This is a genomic window from Variovorax sp. FW301-JW7 (assembly GCF_058788795.1).
The window spans coordinates 68,766-82,498 of the sequence record NZ_JBYTBC010000005.1 but is presented as its reverse complement, the minus strand read 5'-3'; the positions used below and the strand labels follow the sequence as shown (position 1 = coordinate 82,498).

The following is a 13,733-nucleotide window of genomic DNA, read 5'->3' as shown; positions in this document are numbered from 1 at the left end:
GAAATGTCCGGCGTGATTCTGCGACACACCTTTACCCCCCTGAACAATTCGCGCCTCGGCCACCTGTGCGGCCCGCTGGATGCGCACCTGCGCCGCATCGAGGACGCCCTGGGCGTGAAGATCGCGCACCGCCACGAGCAGTTCAAGGTCGACGGCCCCAAGGCCCCGGCGCAGCGCGCCATGGAGGTGCTGCAGGCGCTGTACGAGATCGCCCAGCGCGCCATCGACCCGGCCGTGGTGCAGCTCACGCTGGCCGGCGACGGCTCGATGAGCGACGAGGACGCGGCCATGCTCGTCACGCGCCGCGCCGACCTGCGCGCGCGCACGCCCACGCAGGCGCTGTACCTGGACAACATCGCCAAGCACGACATCACCTTCGGCATCGGCCCGGCCGGCACCGGCAAGACCTACCTGGCGGTGGCCTGCGCGGTCGATGCGCTGGAGCGCGCGGCAGTGCAGCGCATCGTGCTCACACGCCCGGCCGTCGAAGCGGGCGAGCGCCTGGGCTTTCTGCCGGGCGACCTGACGCAGAAGGTCGACCCCTACCTGCGCCCTCTGTACGACGCGCTGTACGACCTCATGGGCTACGAGAAGGTGCAGAAGGCCTTCGAGCGCAACGTGCTCGAGATTGCGCCGCTGGCCTTCATGCGCGGACGCACGCTGAACAACGCCTTCGTGATCCTCGACGAGGCGCAGAACACCTCGGTGGAGCAGATGAAGATGTTCCTCACGCGCATCGGCTTCGGCGCCAAGGCGGTGGTGACGGGCGACGTGAGCCAGATCGACCTGCCCAAGCAACAGCTCAGCGGCCTGATCGACGCCGAGCGCGTGCTCAAGCGCGTGGCCGGCATTGCGACCACGCACTTCACGAGCGCCGACGTGGTGCGCCACCCGCTGGTGGCGAAGATCGTCGATGCCTACGACGGGCAGCGCAAGCGCTCGGGAGGCCACTGAGATGGCGGCCTCGTTGCTTCCGGCCCTGTCGCTGTCGCTGCAGTTCGGGCGCTTCAAGGGCGTGGAGCGCCACCGCGCCGCGCTGCCGCGCCACAGCGTGAACCGCTGGATTCGCCACGCGCTGGACATCGACGGCGAGATCACGGTGCGCATCGTCGATGCCGACGAGGGCCAGCGCCTGAACCGCGAGTTCCGCGGCAAGGACTACGCCACCAACGTGCTCACCTTCGACTATGCGCAAGGCCCGGTCGTGATGGCCGACCTGGTGCTGTGCGCGCCTGTGGTGGCACGCGAGGCCAAGGAAAACCGCAAGACGCTCGCCGCGCACTACGCGCACCTGCTGGTGCACGGCACGCTGCACGCGCAGGGCTGGGACCACGAGACCAGCGAAGCCGACGCGGACGAGATGGAAGCGTACGAAGTCGAGATCCTCGCGGGCCTGGGCATCCGCAGCCCGTACGGGCGCTGAGCGCAGGCCGCGATGGCGTCGGACACCGATCCCTGGCTGCCGCGCTGGCTGCCGCTGCTGCGCGCATGTGCCGGCGACGGGCCGGTGCTTGAACTGGGCTGTGCGGCCGGTCGCGACACCGCCACGCTGGTCGAGGCCGGCTTGCGGGTGGTGGCGGTCGAGCTGTCGTCCGACGCGCTGGCGCAGGCGCGGCAACGCGTGCCGGCATGGGCCGAGTTCCACTGCGGCGATTTCCGCGAGGCGTGGCCGCTGGCGGAGGGCGCCACGGTCGGCGCCGTGCTCGCGAGCCTGTCGCTGCACTACTTCGCGTGGGACGAGACGCTGGCGCTGGTGCGGCGCATCCACCGCGTGCTGCGGCCCGGCGGCGTGCTGTTGTGCCGCCTCAACTCGGTCAACGACCTGCACCACGGCGCGCGCGGCCCGTCGGCCAGCGGGCGGGACGAAGATTTCTTCTACGTGGCGGAGGCATCCCCAAGCGCTTCTTCGACCGCGCCGCGGTCGAGCGGCTGTTTGCAGATGGTTGGCAGCTGCAGCACCTCGAGGAGGTGCGCGTGCTGCGCTACGACGCGCCGAAGGTGGCGTGGGAAGCGGTGATCCGGCCTACGCCGTCATCTGCAGCGGGATCGTGACCGGCCCGTCGTTCAGCAGGTGCACCTGCATGTCGGCGCCGAATTCGCCCGTCGCCACCACCGGGTGCGCGCCGCGCGCCTGCGCCACGAAGTACTCGTAGAGCCGGCGGCCCTCGTCGGGCGGCGCCGCGAGCGTGAAGCTGGGACGGTTGCCGCCGCTCACGTCGGCGGCCAGCGTGAACTGGCTCACGACCAGCAGGCCGCCGCCGATGTCCTGCACGCTGCGGTTCATCTTGCCGGCCTCGTCCGAGAAGATGCGCAGCTTGAGGATCTTGGCGAGCAGGCGGTCGGCCACGCTGTCGCCGTCGCCGCGTTCGGCGCACAGCAGCACCAGCAGGCCGGCCTCGATGGCGCCGACGGTCTGGCCCGCGATGTCGACGCGGGCGTGGGCGACGCGCTGGAGCACGGCTTTCATGAATGGTGGTCCTCGAGTCGGGTGGCGCGCGCTTCCATGGTGAGCGGCAGCAGCTGGATGGTCACGCGCAGGCCGGGCACGGCGTCCATGAGCGCCTGCTCCAGCTCGTCGCGCAGGTGGGCGGCGCGCTGCAGGGTCCAGTCGCCGGGCACGTGCATGTGCAGGTCGGCAAAGCGGCGCTGGCCGGCGCCGCGCGTCACCATGTCGTCGAAGCGCAGCCGGTCGCCCTCGGCATGGTTGGCGGCGAAGGCGTCGAGCGTGGCGCGCACGGTGGCGAGCGTCTCGGCGTCGAGCGCCTCGTCCATCAGGCCCTGCGACGAGCGCCACACGAGCTTGAAGCCCTCGCGCACGATGTTGAGCGCCACGCCGATGGCGATCAGCGGGTCGAGCCAGAGCCAGCCGCTGAAATGCACGGCCACGATGCCGACCAGCACGCCGACCGAGGTCCAGACGTCGGTCATCAGGTGGCGCCCGTCGGCCTCCAGCGCAATGGAGCGGTGCGCGCGCGCCGCGCGGAACAGCACGAACGCCAGCGCCGCGTTGAAGCCCGAGCTGATCACCGACAGCGCCAGGCCCCAGCCCAGCTGCTCGAGCGGCTGCGGCGCCATCAACCGCAGCACCGACACCCACAGGATGGCGATGGCGGCGGCCACGATCAGCAGGCCCTCGAAGCCGGACGAGAAGTACTCGGCCTTGTGGTGGCCGTAGGGGTGGTCCTCGTCGGCCGGGCGCTCGGCGATGGTGACCATCGCCAGCGCGAACATGGCGCTGGCGAGGTTGACGCAGGACTCCATCGCGTCCGAAATCAGGCCCATCGAGTTCGTCAGGTAGCCGGCCCATCCCTTCAGGAGGATGGTGAGCAGGGCCACCGCGACGGAGACGCGAAGCAGCGTTTTAGGGGTCAACGTCATGCAGAAAGAACAAGATCAGGTAAAAAGGGCCTCTGCGCGCGGGCATTACGTCGCAGGAATCGACTGAATTATCAGCCGCGTGACCATATGTAACGCCTTCGGCTTAATATTTGCGCTCATTGCGAAGCAATCAGTCACAGAGAGGCAAATGATGAAGAAATTTTTGACCGCCGCCCTCGGGCTCGCCATCGTCGGCGCCGCCACCCTGGCCCAGGCCCAGGCACCCGCTGCGGCAGCCCCGGCCACGCCCCCGCAGGCCGGGTTCGTGAAGACGGTGCGCGGCAGCGTCCAGTTGCTCGACGCCGCCGGCGCCACGCGCAACGCGGCCCCCGGCGACGCGCTGGGCGCGGTCGATCGCATCGTGACCGGTCCCGACTCTTCCGCCGCCGTCGTGCTGCGCGACAACACCACGCTGATGGTCGGCCCGTCCTCGCGCATGGACCTCAAGGAATTCCACTTCGACGGCACCACCCGCGACGGCGGCATGCTGGTGTCGCTGCTGCGCGGCTCGATGCGCATGATCACCGGCCTCATCGGCAAGACCAACCCCGACGCCGTGCGCGTCGAAACCCAGACCGCCACCATCGGCATTCGGGGCACGGACTTCATCGTGCAGACCGACGGCCAACCCTGAAAAGATGCAGACACTGTTACGCCGCTCCTCCCTTCTTCTCGCGACCACGGTCGCCCTGCTCCTGGCCGCCTGCTCCTCGCCGGGCACGCGCGTGGTGCTGCTGCCCCAGGCTGACGGCACACCCTCCGCCGTGGTGGTGCGCGCCAAGGACGGCGAAGAAGTGCTCTCCAAGCCCTACCAGCGCGCCACGGCCGCCGTAGGCGCGAGCGGCGCACCGGTGATCGACCAGGCCGACGCGGCCAAGGTCCAGGCCGAGAACAAGCCCCTGTTCGACATGCGCCCGCCGCTTCCGCAGCGCTACACGGTGTTCTTCGAAGTGGGCACCACCACGCTGACGGCGGCGTCGCAGCAGATCATGACCGAGGCATTGACCGCCGCGCTGGCCCGCAGCGGCGGCGACATCGTGGTGACCGGCCACACCGACACCAAGGGTGCCGGCGAGCAGAACGACCAGCTGTCGCGCCGCCGCGCACAGGAAGTGGCCCAGCTCTTCGTGGAGCGCCAGTTCCCGGCCGCCCGCATCGAGGCCGTGGGCCGCGGCGAACGCGACCTGGCCGTGCCGACCGCCGACGAGGTCGACGAGCCCCGCAACCGGCGCGTGACCATCGAGGTCCGCTGACCCCCACACGCTGACTCCCATTGAAAAAGGCCCCGAGGGGCCTTTTTTGTCGATCAGCTCAGGGTCACCCGCGCAAACTTGCGCTTGCCGACCTGCACCACATAACTGCCCGCGGGCAGTTTCAGGCCCTTGTCGGACACCACGACCGAATCGATGCGCACGCCGCCGCCGTCGATCAGGCGGTTGCCCTCCCCGGACGACGACGCCAGGTTGGCCTGCTTGAGCAGCTGGCCGATGCCCAGCGGAGCGCCGCCGAGCGCCACCTCGGGAATCTCGTCGGGCACGCCGCCCTTGCTGCGGTTGATGAAGTCCTGCTCCGCCGCATCGGCCGCCGCCGCGCTGTGGAAGCGCGCGGTGATTTCCTTGGCCAGCGCCACCTTGGCGTCCTTCGGGTTGCGGCCGGCCGCGATCTCGGCCTTCAGCGCCTCGATCTGCGCCACCGACTGGAAGCTCAGCAGCGTGTACCAGCGCCACATCAGCGTGTCGGAGATCGACAGCACCTTGGCGAACATGCTGTTGGCGTCTTCGCTGATGCCGATGTAGTTGCCTTTGCTCTTGGACATCTTCTCGACGCCGTCGAGCCCTTCGAGCAGCGGCATAGTAAGTATGCACTGCGGCTCCTGGCCGTATTCCTGCTGGAGGTGACGACCGACGAGCAGGTTGAACTTCTGGTCCGTGCCGCCCAGTTCGAGGTCACTTTCGAGCGCCACCGAGTCGTAGCCCTGCATCAGCGGGTACAGGAACTCGTGCACCGAGATCGACTGGCCGGCCTTGAAGCGCTTGTTGAAGTCGTCGCGCTCCATCATGCGCGCCACCGTGTACTTGGCCGCCAGCTGGATCATGCCGCGCGCGCCCAGCGGGTCGCTCCACTCGGAGTTGTAGCGGATCTCGGTCTTCGACTCGTCCAGCACCAGCTTGGCCTGGGCGAAGTAGGTCTCGGCGTTGGCGCGGATCTGCTCGGCCGTGAGCGGCGGGCGGGTGCTGTTGCGGCCCGAGGGGTCGCCGATCAGGGAAGTGAAGTCGCCGATCAGGAAGATCACGCGGTGCCCCAGGTCCTGGAGCTGGCGCATCTTGTTGAGCACCACCGTGTGTCCGATATGAATATCCGGTGCGGTCGGGTCCAGGCCCAGCTTGATGCGCAGCGGCTTGCCGCTGGTTTCCGCCTTCTGGAGCTTCTTGACCCACTCGTCCTGCGGCAGCAGCTCGTCAGCGCCACGGAGGGAGATTTCGAGGGCTTGTCTTACACCATCGGAGAGGCTGGTGGATGTAACAGATTCGGCGTTCATGGGCTTTTTTGGCGGTTTTTCCGGTGGCCGAAGCTATACTCAGCCCGACTTTTCAAGCGCCGGATTCTAAGCGGCGCTTTTTTTCCGCACCGTCTCCTGCCGCCCTGACCGCACTGGGCCTTGCAGCACGGACCTGCAGAACCTGAGTTGGAATCCACAGTTTGATCAACGGCATTCTCGCCGCCGAGGAGCTTCTCGCTTCCCGCGTGGCCTACACATTCCGGACGTACCCCAAGCAGATCACCGCAGCGATCGCTGCGATGCTGCTCAGCGCCGGCACCCTCGCGGTCGCCTCGCTCGGTCCCGACGCGTCCGACCTCCCCATCCAGCAAGTGCTCGAAGCCACCGCGCCGGTGTCTTTCGCCGACCAGTCGGCGTCGCTCGAGAACTTCAGCTTCACGCTGTTCCGCACCGACGTCTCGCGTTCGAGCGACACGGCCGACACGCTGATGAAGCGCCTGGGCATTTCCGACCCCGCCGCCACCGCCTTCGTGCGCGGCAACGCCGAAGCGCGCATGGCGCTGTTCGCGCGCGTGGGCCGCACCGTGACGGCCGAAGCCACGCAGGAAAACCAGCTCCAGAAGCTCAGCGCCCGCTGGATTCCCGACGCCGACGGCGGCTTCAAGCGTTTCGTCGTCGAGCGCACGCCCACCGGCTTCGTGGCCCGCACCGAGCGCGACATGCTGACGCCGGGCACGCGCCTGGCCAGCGGCACCATCCGCAGCTCGCTGTTCGCCGCCACCGACGACTCGCGCATTCCCGACGCCGTGGCCAGCCAGCTGGCCGACATCTTCGCGGGCGACGTCGACGTGCGCTCACTGCGCAAGGGCGACCGCTTCGCCGTGGTCTACGAGACCTTCGAAGCCGACGGCCAGGCGCTGCGCAGCGGCCGCGTGCTCTCGGCCGAGTTCGAGAACAACGGCAAGGTCCACCAGGCGGTCTGGTTCCAGCCCCCGGGCGCGGGCCAGAAGGGCAGCTACTACCGCCCGAACGGCGACAGCCTGCGCAAGGCCTACTTGGCCACGCCGGTCGAGTTCTCGCGCGTGTCCAGCGGTTTCGCGATGCGCATGCACCCGATCCTGAACAGCTGGCGCCAGCACAACGGCATCGACTACGCGGCGCCCACGGGCACCGCAGTGCGCACGGTCGGTGATGGCACGGTCGATTTCGCCGGCACGCAAAGCGGCTACGGCAACATCGTCATCATCAACCACCGCAACAACCAGCAGACGGCCTACGCCCACCTGAGCCGCATCAACGTGAAGGCCGGCGAGAGCGTGAGCCAGGGCCAGACCATCGGCGCCGTCGGTTCGACCGGCTGGGCCACCGGCCCGCACCTGCACTTCGAATACCGCGTCGCCGGGGCCTACCAGGACCCGACCACGATCGCGCAGGAAGGCGGCGCACCGATCACCGCCGCCATGCGTCCGGCCTTCGAACGCATCGCCGTGGGCGCCCGCACCGAGCTGGCCGCCGCCTTCTCGGTGATCCAGGCCAGCGCCGACTGAGCCTCGCTCCCCAAGGCATGGCCGCCGCACCGCAGCAGCCGCAGCAACGCTTCATCGGCCTGATGTCGGGCACCTCGCTCGACGGGGTCGACGGCGTCATTGCCGATTTCTCCGACGACGGCCACCTCGCGGTGATCGGCCACGCCAGCGCCGACTTTCCCGCCCCGCTGCGCGCCGAGCTGATGGCGCTCAACACCCCCGGCGACAACGAACTGCACCGCGCAGCCCTGGCCGGCAACGGCCTGGCGCGGGCGTATGCCGACGTGGTCGCGCAGCTGCTGGCCAGCACCGGCACGGCACCCAGCGCCGTCACCGCCATCGGCGCCCACGGCCAGACCGTGCGCCACCGGCCGCTCGAATTCGACGGCACGGGCTACACGCTGCAGGTCAACAACCCCTCGCTGCTGGCCGAGCTGTGCGGCATCGACGTGGTCGCCGACTTCCGCAGCCGCGACCTCGCGGCCGGCGGCCAGGGCGCCCCGCTGGTGCCGGCCTTTCACCGGGCGCTGTTCGCCCGGCCCGACGCGCCCGTCGCCGTGCTGAACCTCGGCGGCATCTCCAACCTGAGCCTGCTGCCCGCCAAGAACGCGCCGGCAGGCACCGCGCCCCTGCTGGGCTTCGATTGCGGCCCCGCCAACGCGCTGATGGACCACTGGTGCCAGCGCCACCTCGGCCAGCCCTTCGACCGGAGCGGCCAGTGGGCCGCGAGCGGGCGTGTGCTGCCCGAGCTGCTGGCCCGGCTGCAGGCCGAACCGTATTTCGCCAAGGCGCCGCCGAAGAGCACGGGGCGCGATTTATTCCATCCGGACTGGCTTGCGGGCCATCTGGGTACGGCCGCGTGGGCGCCTGCCGATGTGCAGGCCACGCTGGCCGAGCTGACCGCGAGCACCTGCGCGGCGGCCTTGGTCAGCTATCAAAAAGAGAGCGCCTTGCTGATCGTCTGCGGCGGCGGCGCACTCAACGACCACCTCATGGGCCGCCTGCGCGCCCTGCTGCCCGGCGTGCAGGTGCAGGCGTCGTCGGAACACGGCCTGCCGCCCCAGCAGGTCGAGGCGGCCGCCTTCGCATGGCTGGCTCGGCGCACCGTGCGGCGCGAACCCGGCAACCTCGCGAGCGTGACCGGCGCGCGCGGGGCGCGGGTGCTCGGGGCGATCTACCCCGCCTGAATTGCGTCAGCCCTGGCCGGAGACTTCCGGCTGCGCAGGCTGCGCCGCCCGCACTTCCGCGGGCAAATGCCAGAAGATCAACGCAGAAGCCACCGTGATGAGCCCCATGGTCGCGAACGTGGCCTGGAACGCATCGAGCGTCTGCACCGCCGTCGTGGTACCGAAAACGCCGTTGTAGCCCGCCAGCACCGCGCCGGCCGCGGCCACGCCCAGGCTCATCGCCAGCATCTGCACCATCGACAGCAGGCTGTTGCCGCTGCTGGCCATGCCGCCGTCGAGGTCCTTCAGGGTGATGGTGTTCATGGCCGTGAACTGCAGCGAGTTGACCGCGCCGAACACCAGCAGCTGCAACAGATGCAGCGCCACCGGCTGCCCCGGCGCCGTGAGGCCGAAGCTGGCCATGGTGCAGCCGACCAGCACCGTGTTGGCCACCAGCACGCGGCGGTAGCCGTGGCGCGTGATCAGCGGCGTGGCGAAGCGCTTCATCGCCATGCCGGCCAGCGCCACCGGCAGCATCATCAGCCCGGCGCGCACCGGCGAATAGCCCATCGACACCTGCAGCAGCAGCGGCACCAGGAAGGGCATGCAGCTGCTGCCCAGGCGCGAGAACAGGTTGCCCAGCAGGCCGATGCTCAGCGTCGGGATGCCGAACAGCGCGGGCGAGAACAGCGGCTCGGGCGTGCGCGCCGCGCGCAGCCAGTAGGCGACCACGCTGGCGAAGCCGAAGATCAACACCGCCATCACCCCGCCCTGGCGCAGCCCGAGCCCCGACACGCCGTCGACCGCCAGCGAGATCGCCACCATGCCGAAGGCCAGCAGCCCATAGCCCACGCTGTCGAAGCGCTTCTGGATCGCACCGCGCAGGTCGGGCATGTAGCGCAGCGTGGCGATGCAGCCCGCCAGCCCCACCGGCACGTTGATCAGGAAGATCCAGTGCCAGGAGGCGTACTGCACCAGCCAGCCACCCAGCGTGGGCCCCAGCAGCGGCCCGATGAGCCCCGGAATGGCCACGAAGCTCATCGCCTGCAGGAACTCGCCGCGCGGCACCGTGCGCAGCAGCGCCAGGCGCCCCACAGGCAGCAGCAGCGCCCCGCCCAGGCCCTGCACCACCCGCGCCGCCACGAGCTGCCCCAGCCCCTGCGAGAGCGCGCACAGCACCGAGCCGGCCGCGAACAGCACGATGGCGCAGAAGAAGATGCGCCGCGTGCCGAAGCGGTCGGCGATCCAGCCCGAGGCCGGGATCAGCATCGCCATGGTGAGCGCGTAGGCCACCACCACCGACTGCATGCGCAGCGGGCTCTCGCCCAGGCTGGCGGCCATCGCGGGCAGCGCCGTGTTGATGATGGTCGCGTCCAGCGTCTGCATGAAGAAGCCCACGGCCACGAGCCAGAGCAGGCTCTTGCGGGAGGGATCGACGGGGACGGCGGTTTCGGGGCTCATCGGGAAGGCGCGGATTCAGAAGGAAAAACGACAGGCAGCAAAAAGCCGCCCGGAGGCGGCTTTTTCGAGGGGGCTGGTCAGCAGCATCCAGGCATCAGGCCGAGAAGCTGGAACCGCAGCCGCAGGTGCTGGTGGCGTTCGGGTTCTTGATGACGAACTGGGCGCCCTGCAGGTCTTCCTTGTAGTCGATCTCGGCGCCGAGCAGGTACTGGTAGCTCATGGCGTCGATCAGCAGCGACACACCGTTCTTGGTCATGGTGGTGTCGTCTTCGTTGGTGATCTCGTCGAAGGTGAAACCGTACTGGAAGCCCGAGCACCCGCCGCCCTGCACGAACACGCGCAGCTTCAGGTCGGGATTGCCCTCTTCGGCGATCAGGTCGGCGACCTTGGCGGCCGCGCTGTCGGTGAAGACGATCGGCTCGGGCATCTGGGTCTGGATGTTTTCGGCAACAGCGCTCATGGGGTGAAACTCCTTGGGGGGCCGCTTGAGCGGCCAATGGGACGGATGCTACTGCAATGCCGCATTTTCGGCAGGCCGACTGTGGCGAGCACCCATCGCAAGTGGGGTCGGGCGCCGCATCCGCCAAGAGCACCCGGGGGACGCGGCCACGAAAAAGCCGCCCGAGGGCGGCTTCTTGTCTCGCAACGCGCAGGGGATCAGCGCTTGCTGAACTGCTTGCGGCGACGGGCGGAGTGCAGACCGACCTTCTTACGCTCGACTTCACGTGCGTCACGCGTCACGAAGCCGGCTTGGCTCAGGACGGGCTTCAGCGAAGCGTCGTAGTCGATCAGGGCACGGGTGATGCCGTGGCGCGTGGCGCCGGCTTGACCCGATTCGCCGCCGCCGTTCACGTTGACCATCACGTCGAAAGCTTCGAGGTTGTTGGTCAGCGCCAGGGGCTGCTTGGCGATCATGATCGAGGTTTCACGGCCGAAGAACGCTTGGATGTCCTTGCCGTTGACCGTGATCTTGCCGGTGCCTTTTTTCAGAAACACACGGGCGACGCTGGATTTGCGACGGCCGGTGCCATTGTTCCATTCACCAATCATTCTCAAGGCTCCTTACAGTTCCAGCACTTTGGGCTGTTGGGCGGTATGCGGGTGCTCAGCACCACCGTACACCTTGAGTTTCTTGATCATCGCGTAACCAAGCGGGCCCTTGGGCAGCATGCCCTTGACAGCCTTTTCCAGGGCACGGCCCGGGAACTTGTTCTGCATGTCGCGGAAGTTCGTCGCCGTGATACCGCCCGGGTAGCCCGAGTGACGGTAGTACACCTTGTCGATCGACTTGGCGCCGGTGACGCGCAGTTGCGCGGCGTTGATGATGACGATGTAGTCACCGGTATCGACGTGAGGCGTGTAAATGGCCTTGTGTTTGCCGCGCAAACGGAGAGCAACTTCGCTGGCTACTCGTCCGAGGACCTTGTCGGTCGCGTCAATCACAAACCACTCGTGCGTCACGTCAGCGGGCTTGGCGCTGAACGTTTTGGTCATGAGTTTTTCTCTTGAAAGAGGGTTTGGCGAGCCCTTTTCCACGGTCGGCGTTCCTCTGCTGGGAATCTCTTAGGTGGGTTTTCATGCCTGCCCGCCCAGTGATGAGCAGGTGAACATGCCTTCGCCGCGGGGCTACAAAAACGCTGCGAAGCCCGCGATTATATGAAGAAATGGCCAAACGGCCAATTTCCGGGCTTCCGGGGGCCTCAGCGCTGGATGCGGACGAGTTCCAGGATCTCGTTGGTCACGCTGGCATAGGCGCGCCGGTACGTGGCCTCGAATCTGACGATCCGCTTCAGTTCGGGGCTGTACAGGACGGCCACGTTGAGCGGCGTACCCACGGGCGAGGCGCCCGTGCCATAGGAGGCGTAGATCCAGCCGTCGTAGCTGATGCGCATCACGTTGACGTCCACACCGTCCACGCGCGTCGTGTGTTCAGCGCCCACCGAGGCGTTGAGTTCATGTCGCAGCCGATCGTCGGTGGTCGTCACATAGTCGAGGTGCCAGCGCATGCCGGGCTGGATGTCGTCCTTCGGCGCCCAGCCACCCGGCGGCGACGCGCTGTCGAACAGGCCGCCGATCGGCGACGTGACGGACACCAGCTGCCCGTTGGCCTTCTCGATCCGGCTGCCGGCATTGAAGGACACCTCGTCGCCGCTGACCCGGTCGACCCGGTAGATCACCGGCACCCGGTTGCCCGTCAGCCGGTCGGTGCGCAGGTACTCGAGCGCGTCGCCGGCGCGCAGCGGCTCGGTCAGCGGGATGCCCGCCCCACCGGCGTCGGCCACCCGGCGGGCGGCAGCGCCCGCAGGTTCCCGGGCCCGCGCCGCCAGTTGCGCCTGGGCGCGGGCCGGCAGTTCCGCCAGGAACTCGGCCGGCATGGCGAAGTTCAGGTTGCCGCCGTCGCGGGCGGCGAAGGTGGTGATGCCCAGCAGGCGGCCGTCGCTGTCGAACAGCCCGCCGCCACTCGACCCGGGGGCGATGGCGGCCGTGGTCTGCAGCAGCCGCGCCTCGCCGTCGCCACCGCGCAGGCCCGACAGCAGGCCTTCGCTCAGGGTGTTTTCCAGCCCGCGCGGGTTGCCGATGGCGTACACGCGCTGCCCCACCCGCGCGGTGCCAGCAGACGCCAGCGCCACCGGTGGCGCCGTGAAGTTGGCGACCTTGATCTGGCACAGGTCACGCCCCGGGTCCGGGTATTCGAGCGTGGCGCCGTAGGTGACGTTGTCGCGCTTGACCACGAAATTGCTGGCCTTGGCGAGCACGTGGCAGTTGGTGACGAGGCGGCCGGGCGCGATCACCACGGCGCTGCCGGCGCGCAGCGGGCGCTCCTGCGCGTCGAAGGTGCGCACGGCCCAGACGCTGCCCGTCAGCTTGGCGAACAGGGCGTCGGGCTCCAGCGCGGCGGCCTGGCCGGCGGCCAGCAAGGCGCCTGCGGCACACAGCCACGGCGCGGGGTTCGTCCAGACCGGCTTCACGGCTTGGCAGGCAGCAGGCCGCGCAGGTCGTCCATCGAGACCCGGGCGTCGGGCGCGGCGGACGGTGCTGCAGGCGCGGGGCGCACTGGAGCGGCCGGTGCGACCGCCACGGGAGGAGAAGGAGGTGGAGGAGGCGCCACCACGGCCGGCGCGGGCGCAGGCACAGGGGCTGCGGCGGTCTTCGGCGCCGGCGCGGCTGCCATCTCGGTCGTGCCGATCTTCATGCCGACCGTCGCCTCGTCGCCGGTCTGCGCGCTGCGGTCGAAACTGCGCACCTCGCCGAAGATCAGCCGGATCCAGCTCGGGTAGTTGAAGCCCGCCCCGGTGCCGGTGTCGATCGCCACGCCGATCAGGCCGCCGATCATCACGTTGCCGACCAGGCCCACGTTGGCGCGCGAAATCGCCTGGCCGCGCGCCGGCGGCTGGCCGACCTGGGTGCATTCGATGCTCAGGTTCTCGCCCGAGCGCCGCACCGGCAGGGTCAGGCCGGAGCGCACCACCGCATCATTGCGATCGTTCGAAACCCTGCAGCGGGCGCCGTCGACCACCTTGCCCTCGGGCGAAAGGGTCTCGATCTTCACGTTCTGGGTCGTCCCGTGGGTGACCGAGGCGCAGCCCGTCAAAATAGACAAAACGCCCGCGCCGACGCACAGGCCCCAAAATCGCCATCCGGCTCCTCGCATTGCTGCCCCTCGTTGTGTTTTGTAAATCAATGTAGCGCCGCGCGAGTCTA

General features: G+C 68.7%; 16 protein-coding genes. 7 read left to right on the top strand and 9 right to left on the bottom strand.

Annotation, left to right across the window (positions count from 1 at the left end):
* Positions 1-3 precede the first annotated feature (3 nt).
* Genes AC3WQM_RS15540 through AC3WQM_RS15530 form a run of 3 tightly spaced genes read left to right on the top strand, consistent with a single transcriptional unit; the run spans position 4 to position 2,017 of the window.
* Entirely contained in the window at positions 4-954 is a 951-nt protein-coding gene (locus AC3WQM_RS15540; RefSeq protein WP_172438305.1) for a PhoH family protein, read from the top strand.
* Position 955: 1 nt separating this feature from the next.
* Complete coding sequence (ybeY, locus tag AC3WQM_RS15535; RefSeq protein ID WP_492679918.1) at positions 956-1,423, top strand: rRNA maturation RNase YbeY; 468 nt, start codon at positions 956-958, stop codon at positions 1,421-1,423.
* A gap of 12 nt (positions 1,424-1,435) precedes the next feature.
* Positions 1,436-2,017 carry a class I SAM-dependent methyltransferase gene (locus tag AC3WQM_RS15530; protein ID WP_492679916.1) on the top strand — a complete coding sequence of 194 codons (582 nt, stop codon included), beginning with the start codon at positions 1,436-1,438 and terminating at the stop codon, positions 2,015-2,017.
* A 6-nt stretch (positions 2,018-2,023) separates the two neighbouring features.
* Here the strand turns inward: AC3WQM_RS15530 and dtd are convergent, their stop codons facing one another.
* Complete coding sequence (gene dtd / locus AC3WQM_RS15525) at positions 2,024-2,467, bottom strand: D-aminoacyl-tRNA deacylase (protein ID WP_062479238.1); 444 nt, start codon at positions 2,465-2,467, stop codon at positions 2,024-2,026.
* Positions 2,464-3,378 carry a cation diffusion facilitator family transporter gene (locus AC3WQM_RS15520; RefSeq protein ID WP_492679914.1) on the bottom strand — a complete coding sequence of 305 codons (915 nt, stop codon included), beginning with the start codon at positions 3,376-3,378 and terminating at the stop codon, positions 2,464-2,466. Before AC3WQM_RS15520 ends, dtd begins: the two co-directional genes overlap by 4 nt.
* A gap of 148 nt (positions 3,379-3,526) precedes the next feature.
* Here AC3WQM_RS15520 and AC3WQM_RS15515 point away from each other — a divergent pair, with 148 nt between their 5' ends.
* Together AC3WQM_RS15515 and AC3WQM_RS15510 are read left to right on the top strand one after the other, a co-directional pair.
* The gene (locus AC3WQM_RS15515) at positions 3,527-4,012 is read left to right on the top strand and encodes a FecR family protein (RefSeq protein WP_492679912.1); all 486 of its coding nucleotides are present in this window, start codon (positions 3,527-3,529) and stop codon (positions 4,010-4,012) included.
* 4 nt (positions 4,013-4,016) lie between these two features.
* Positions 4,017-4,631: an OmpA family protein gene (locus AC3WQM_RS15510; protein ID WP_489062538.1), complete on the top strand. Its 615-nt coding sequence runs from the start codon at positions 4,017-4,019 to the stop codon at positions 4,629-4,631.
* A 53-nt stretch (positions 4,632-4,684) separates the two neighbouring features.
* Here AC3WQM_RS15510 and tyrS read toward each other — a convergent pair whose 3' ends face one another.
* Positions 4,685-5,917: a tyrosine--tRNA ligase gene (tyrS, locus tag AC3WQM_RS15505; protein WP_489062536.1), complete on the bottom strand. Its 1,233-nt coding sequence runs from the start codon at positions 5,915-5,917 to the stop codon at positions 4,685-4,687.
* Positions 5,918-6,078: 161 nt separating this feature from the next.
* Here tyrS and AC3WQM_RS15500 point away from each other — a divergent pair, with 161 nt between their 5' ends.
* Complete coding sequence (locus AC3WQM_RS15500) at positions 6,079-7,425, top strand: peptidoglycan DD-metalloendopeptidase family protein (protein WP_492679910.1); 1,347 nt, start codon at positions 6,079-6,081, stop codon at positions 7,423-7,425.
* Between the two features lie 17 nt (positions 7,426-7,442).
* The gene (locus tag AC3WQM_RS15495; RefSeq protein WP_492679908.1) at positions 7,443-8,591 is read left to right on the top strand and encodes an anhydro-N-acetylmuramic acid kinase; all 1,149 of its coding nucleotides are present in this window, start codon (positions 7,443-7,445) and stop codon (positions 8,589-8,591) included.
* A gap of 6 nt (positions 8,592-8,597) precedes the next feature.
* Here AC3WQM_RS15495 and mdtD read toward each other — a convergent pair whose 3' ends face one another.
* The 6 genes from mdtD to AC3WQM_RS15465 form a co-directional block, all read right to left on the bottom strand.
* Positions 8,598-10,031 (bottom strand): multidrug transporter subunit MdtD, encoded by a 1,434-nt coding sequence (gene mdtD, locus AC3WQM_RS15490; RefSeq protein WP_492679906.1) that lies wholly within the window; start codon positions 10,029-10,031, stop codon positions 8,598-8,600.
* A 94-nt stretch (positions 10,032-10,125) separates the two neighbouring features.
* Positions 10,126-10,491, bottom strand: coding sequence for an iron-sulfur cluster insertion protein ErpA (gene erpA, locus AC3WQM_RS15485; protein ID WP_056577477.1), 366 nt, complete (start codon positions 10,489-10,491; stop codon positions 10,126-10,128).
* A 197-nt stretch (positions 10,492-10,688) separates the two neighbouring features.
* Positions 10,689-11,081, bottom strand: a complete 393-nt coding sequence (rpsI, locus tag AC3WQM_RS15480) for a 30S ribosomal protein S9 (protein WP_062479216.1) — start codon at positions 11,079-11,081, stop codon at positions 10,689-10,691.
* A gap of 12 nt (positions 11,082-11,093) precedes the next feature.
* Positions 11,094-11,525, bottom strand: coding sequence for a 50S ribosomal protein L13 (rplM, locus tag AC3WQM_RS15475; RefSeq protein WP_056577471.1), 432 nt, complete (start codon positions 11,523-11,525; stop codon positions 11,094-11,096).
* 206 nt (positions 11,526-11,731) lie between these two features.
* Positions 11,732-13,000: a S1C family serine protease gene (locus AC3WQM_RS15470; protein ID WP_492679904.1), complete on the bottom strand. Its 1,269-nt coding sequence runs from the start codon at positions 12,998-13,000 to the stop codon at positions 11,732-11,734.
* Positions 12,997-13,581, bottom strand: a complete 585-nt coding sequence (locus AC3WQM_RS15465) for a hypothetical protein (protein ID WP_492679902.1) — start codon at positions 13,579-13,581, stop codon at positions 12,997-12,999. The genes AC3WQM_RS15470 and AC3WQM_RS15465 overlap by 4 nt, the downstream gene beginning before the upstream one ends.
* Positions 13,582-13,733: the final 152 nt, after the last annotated feature.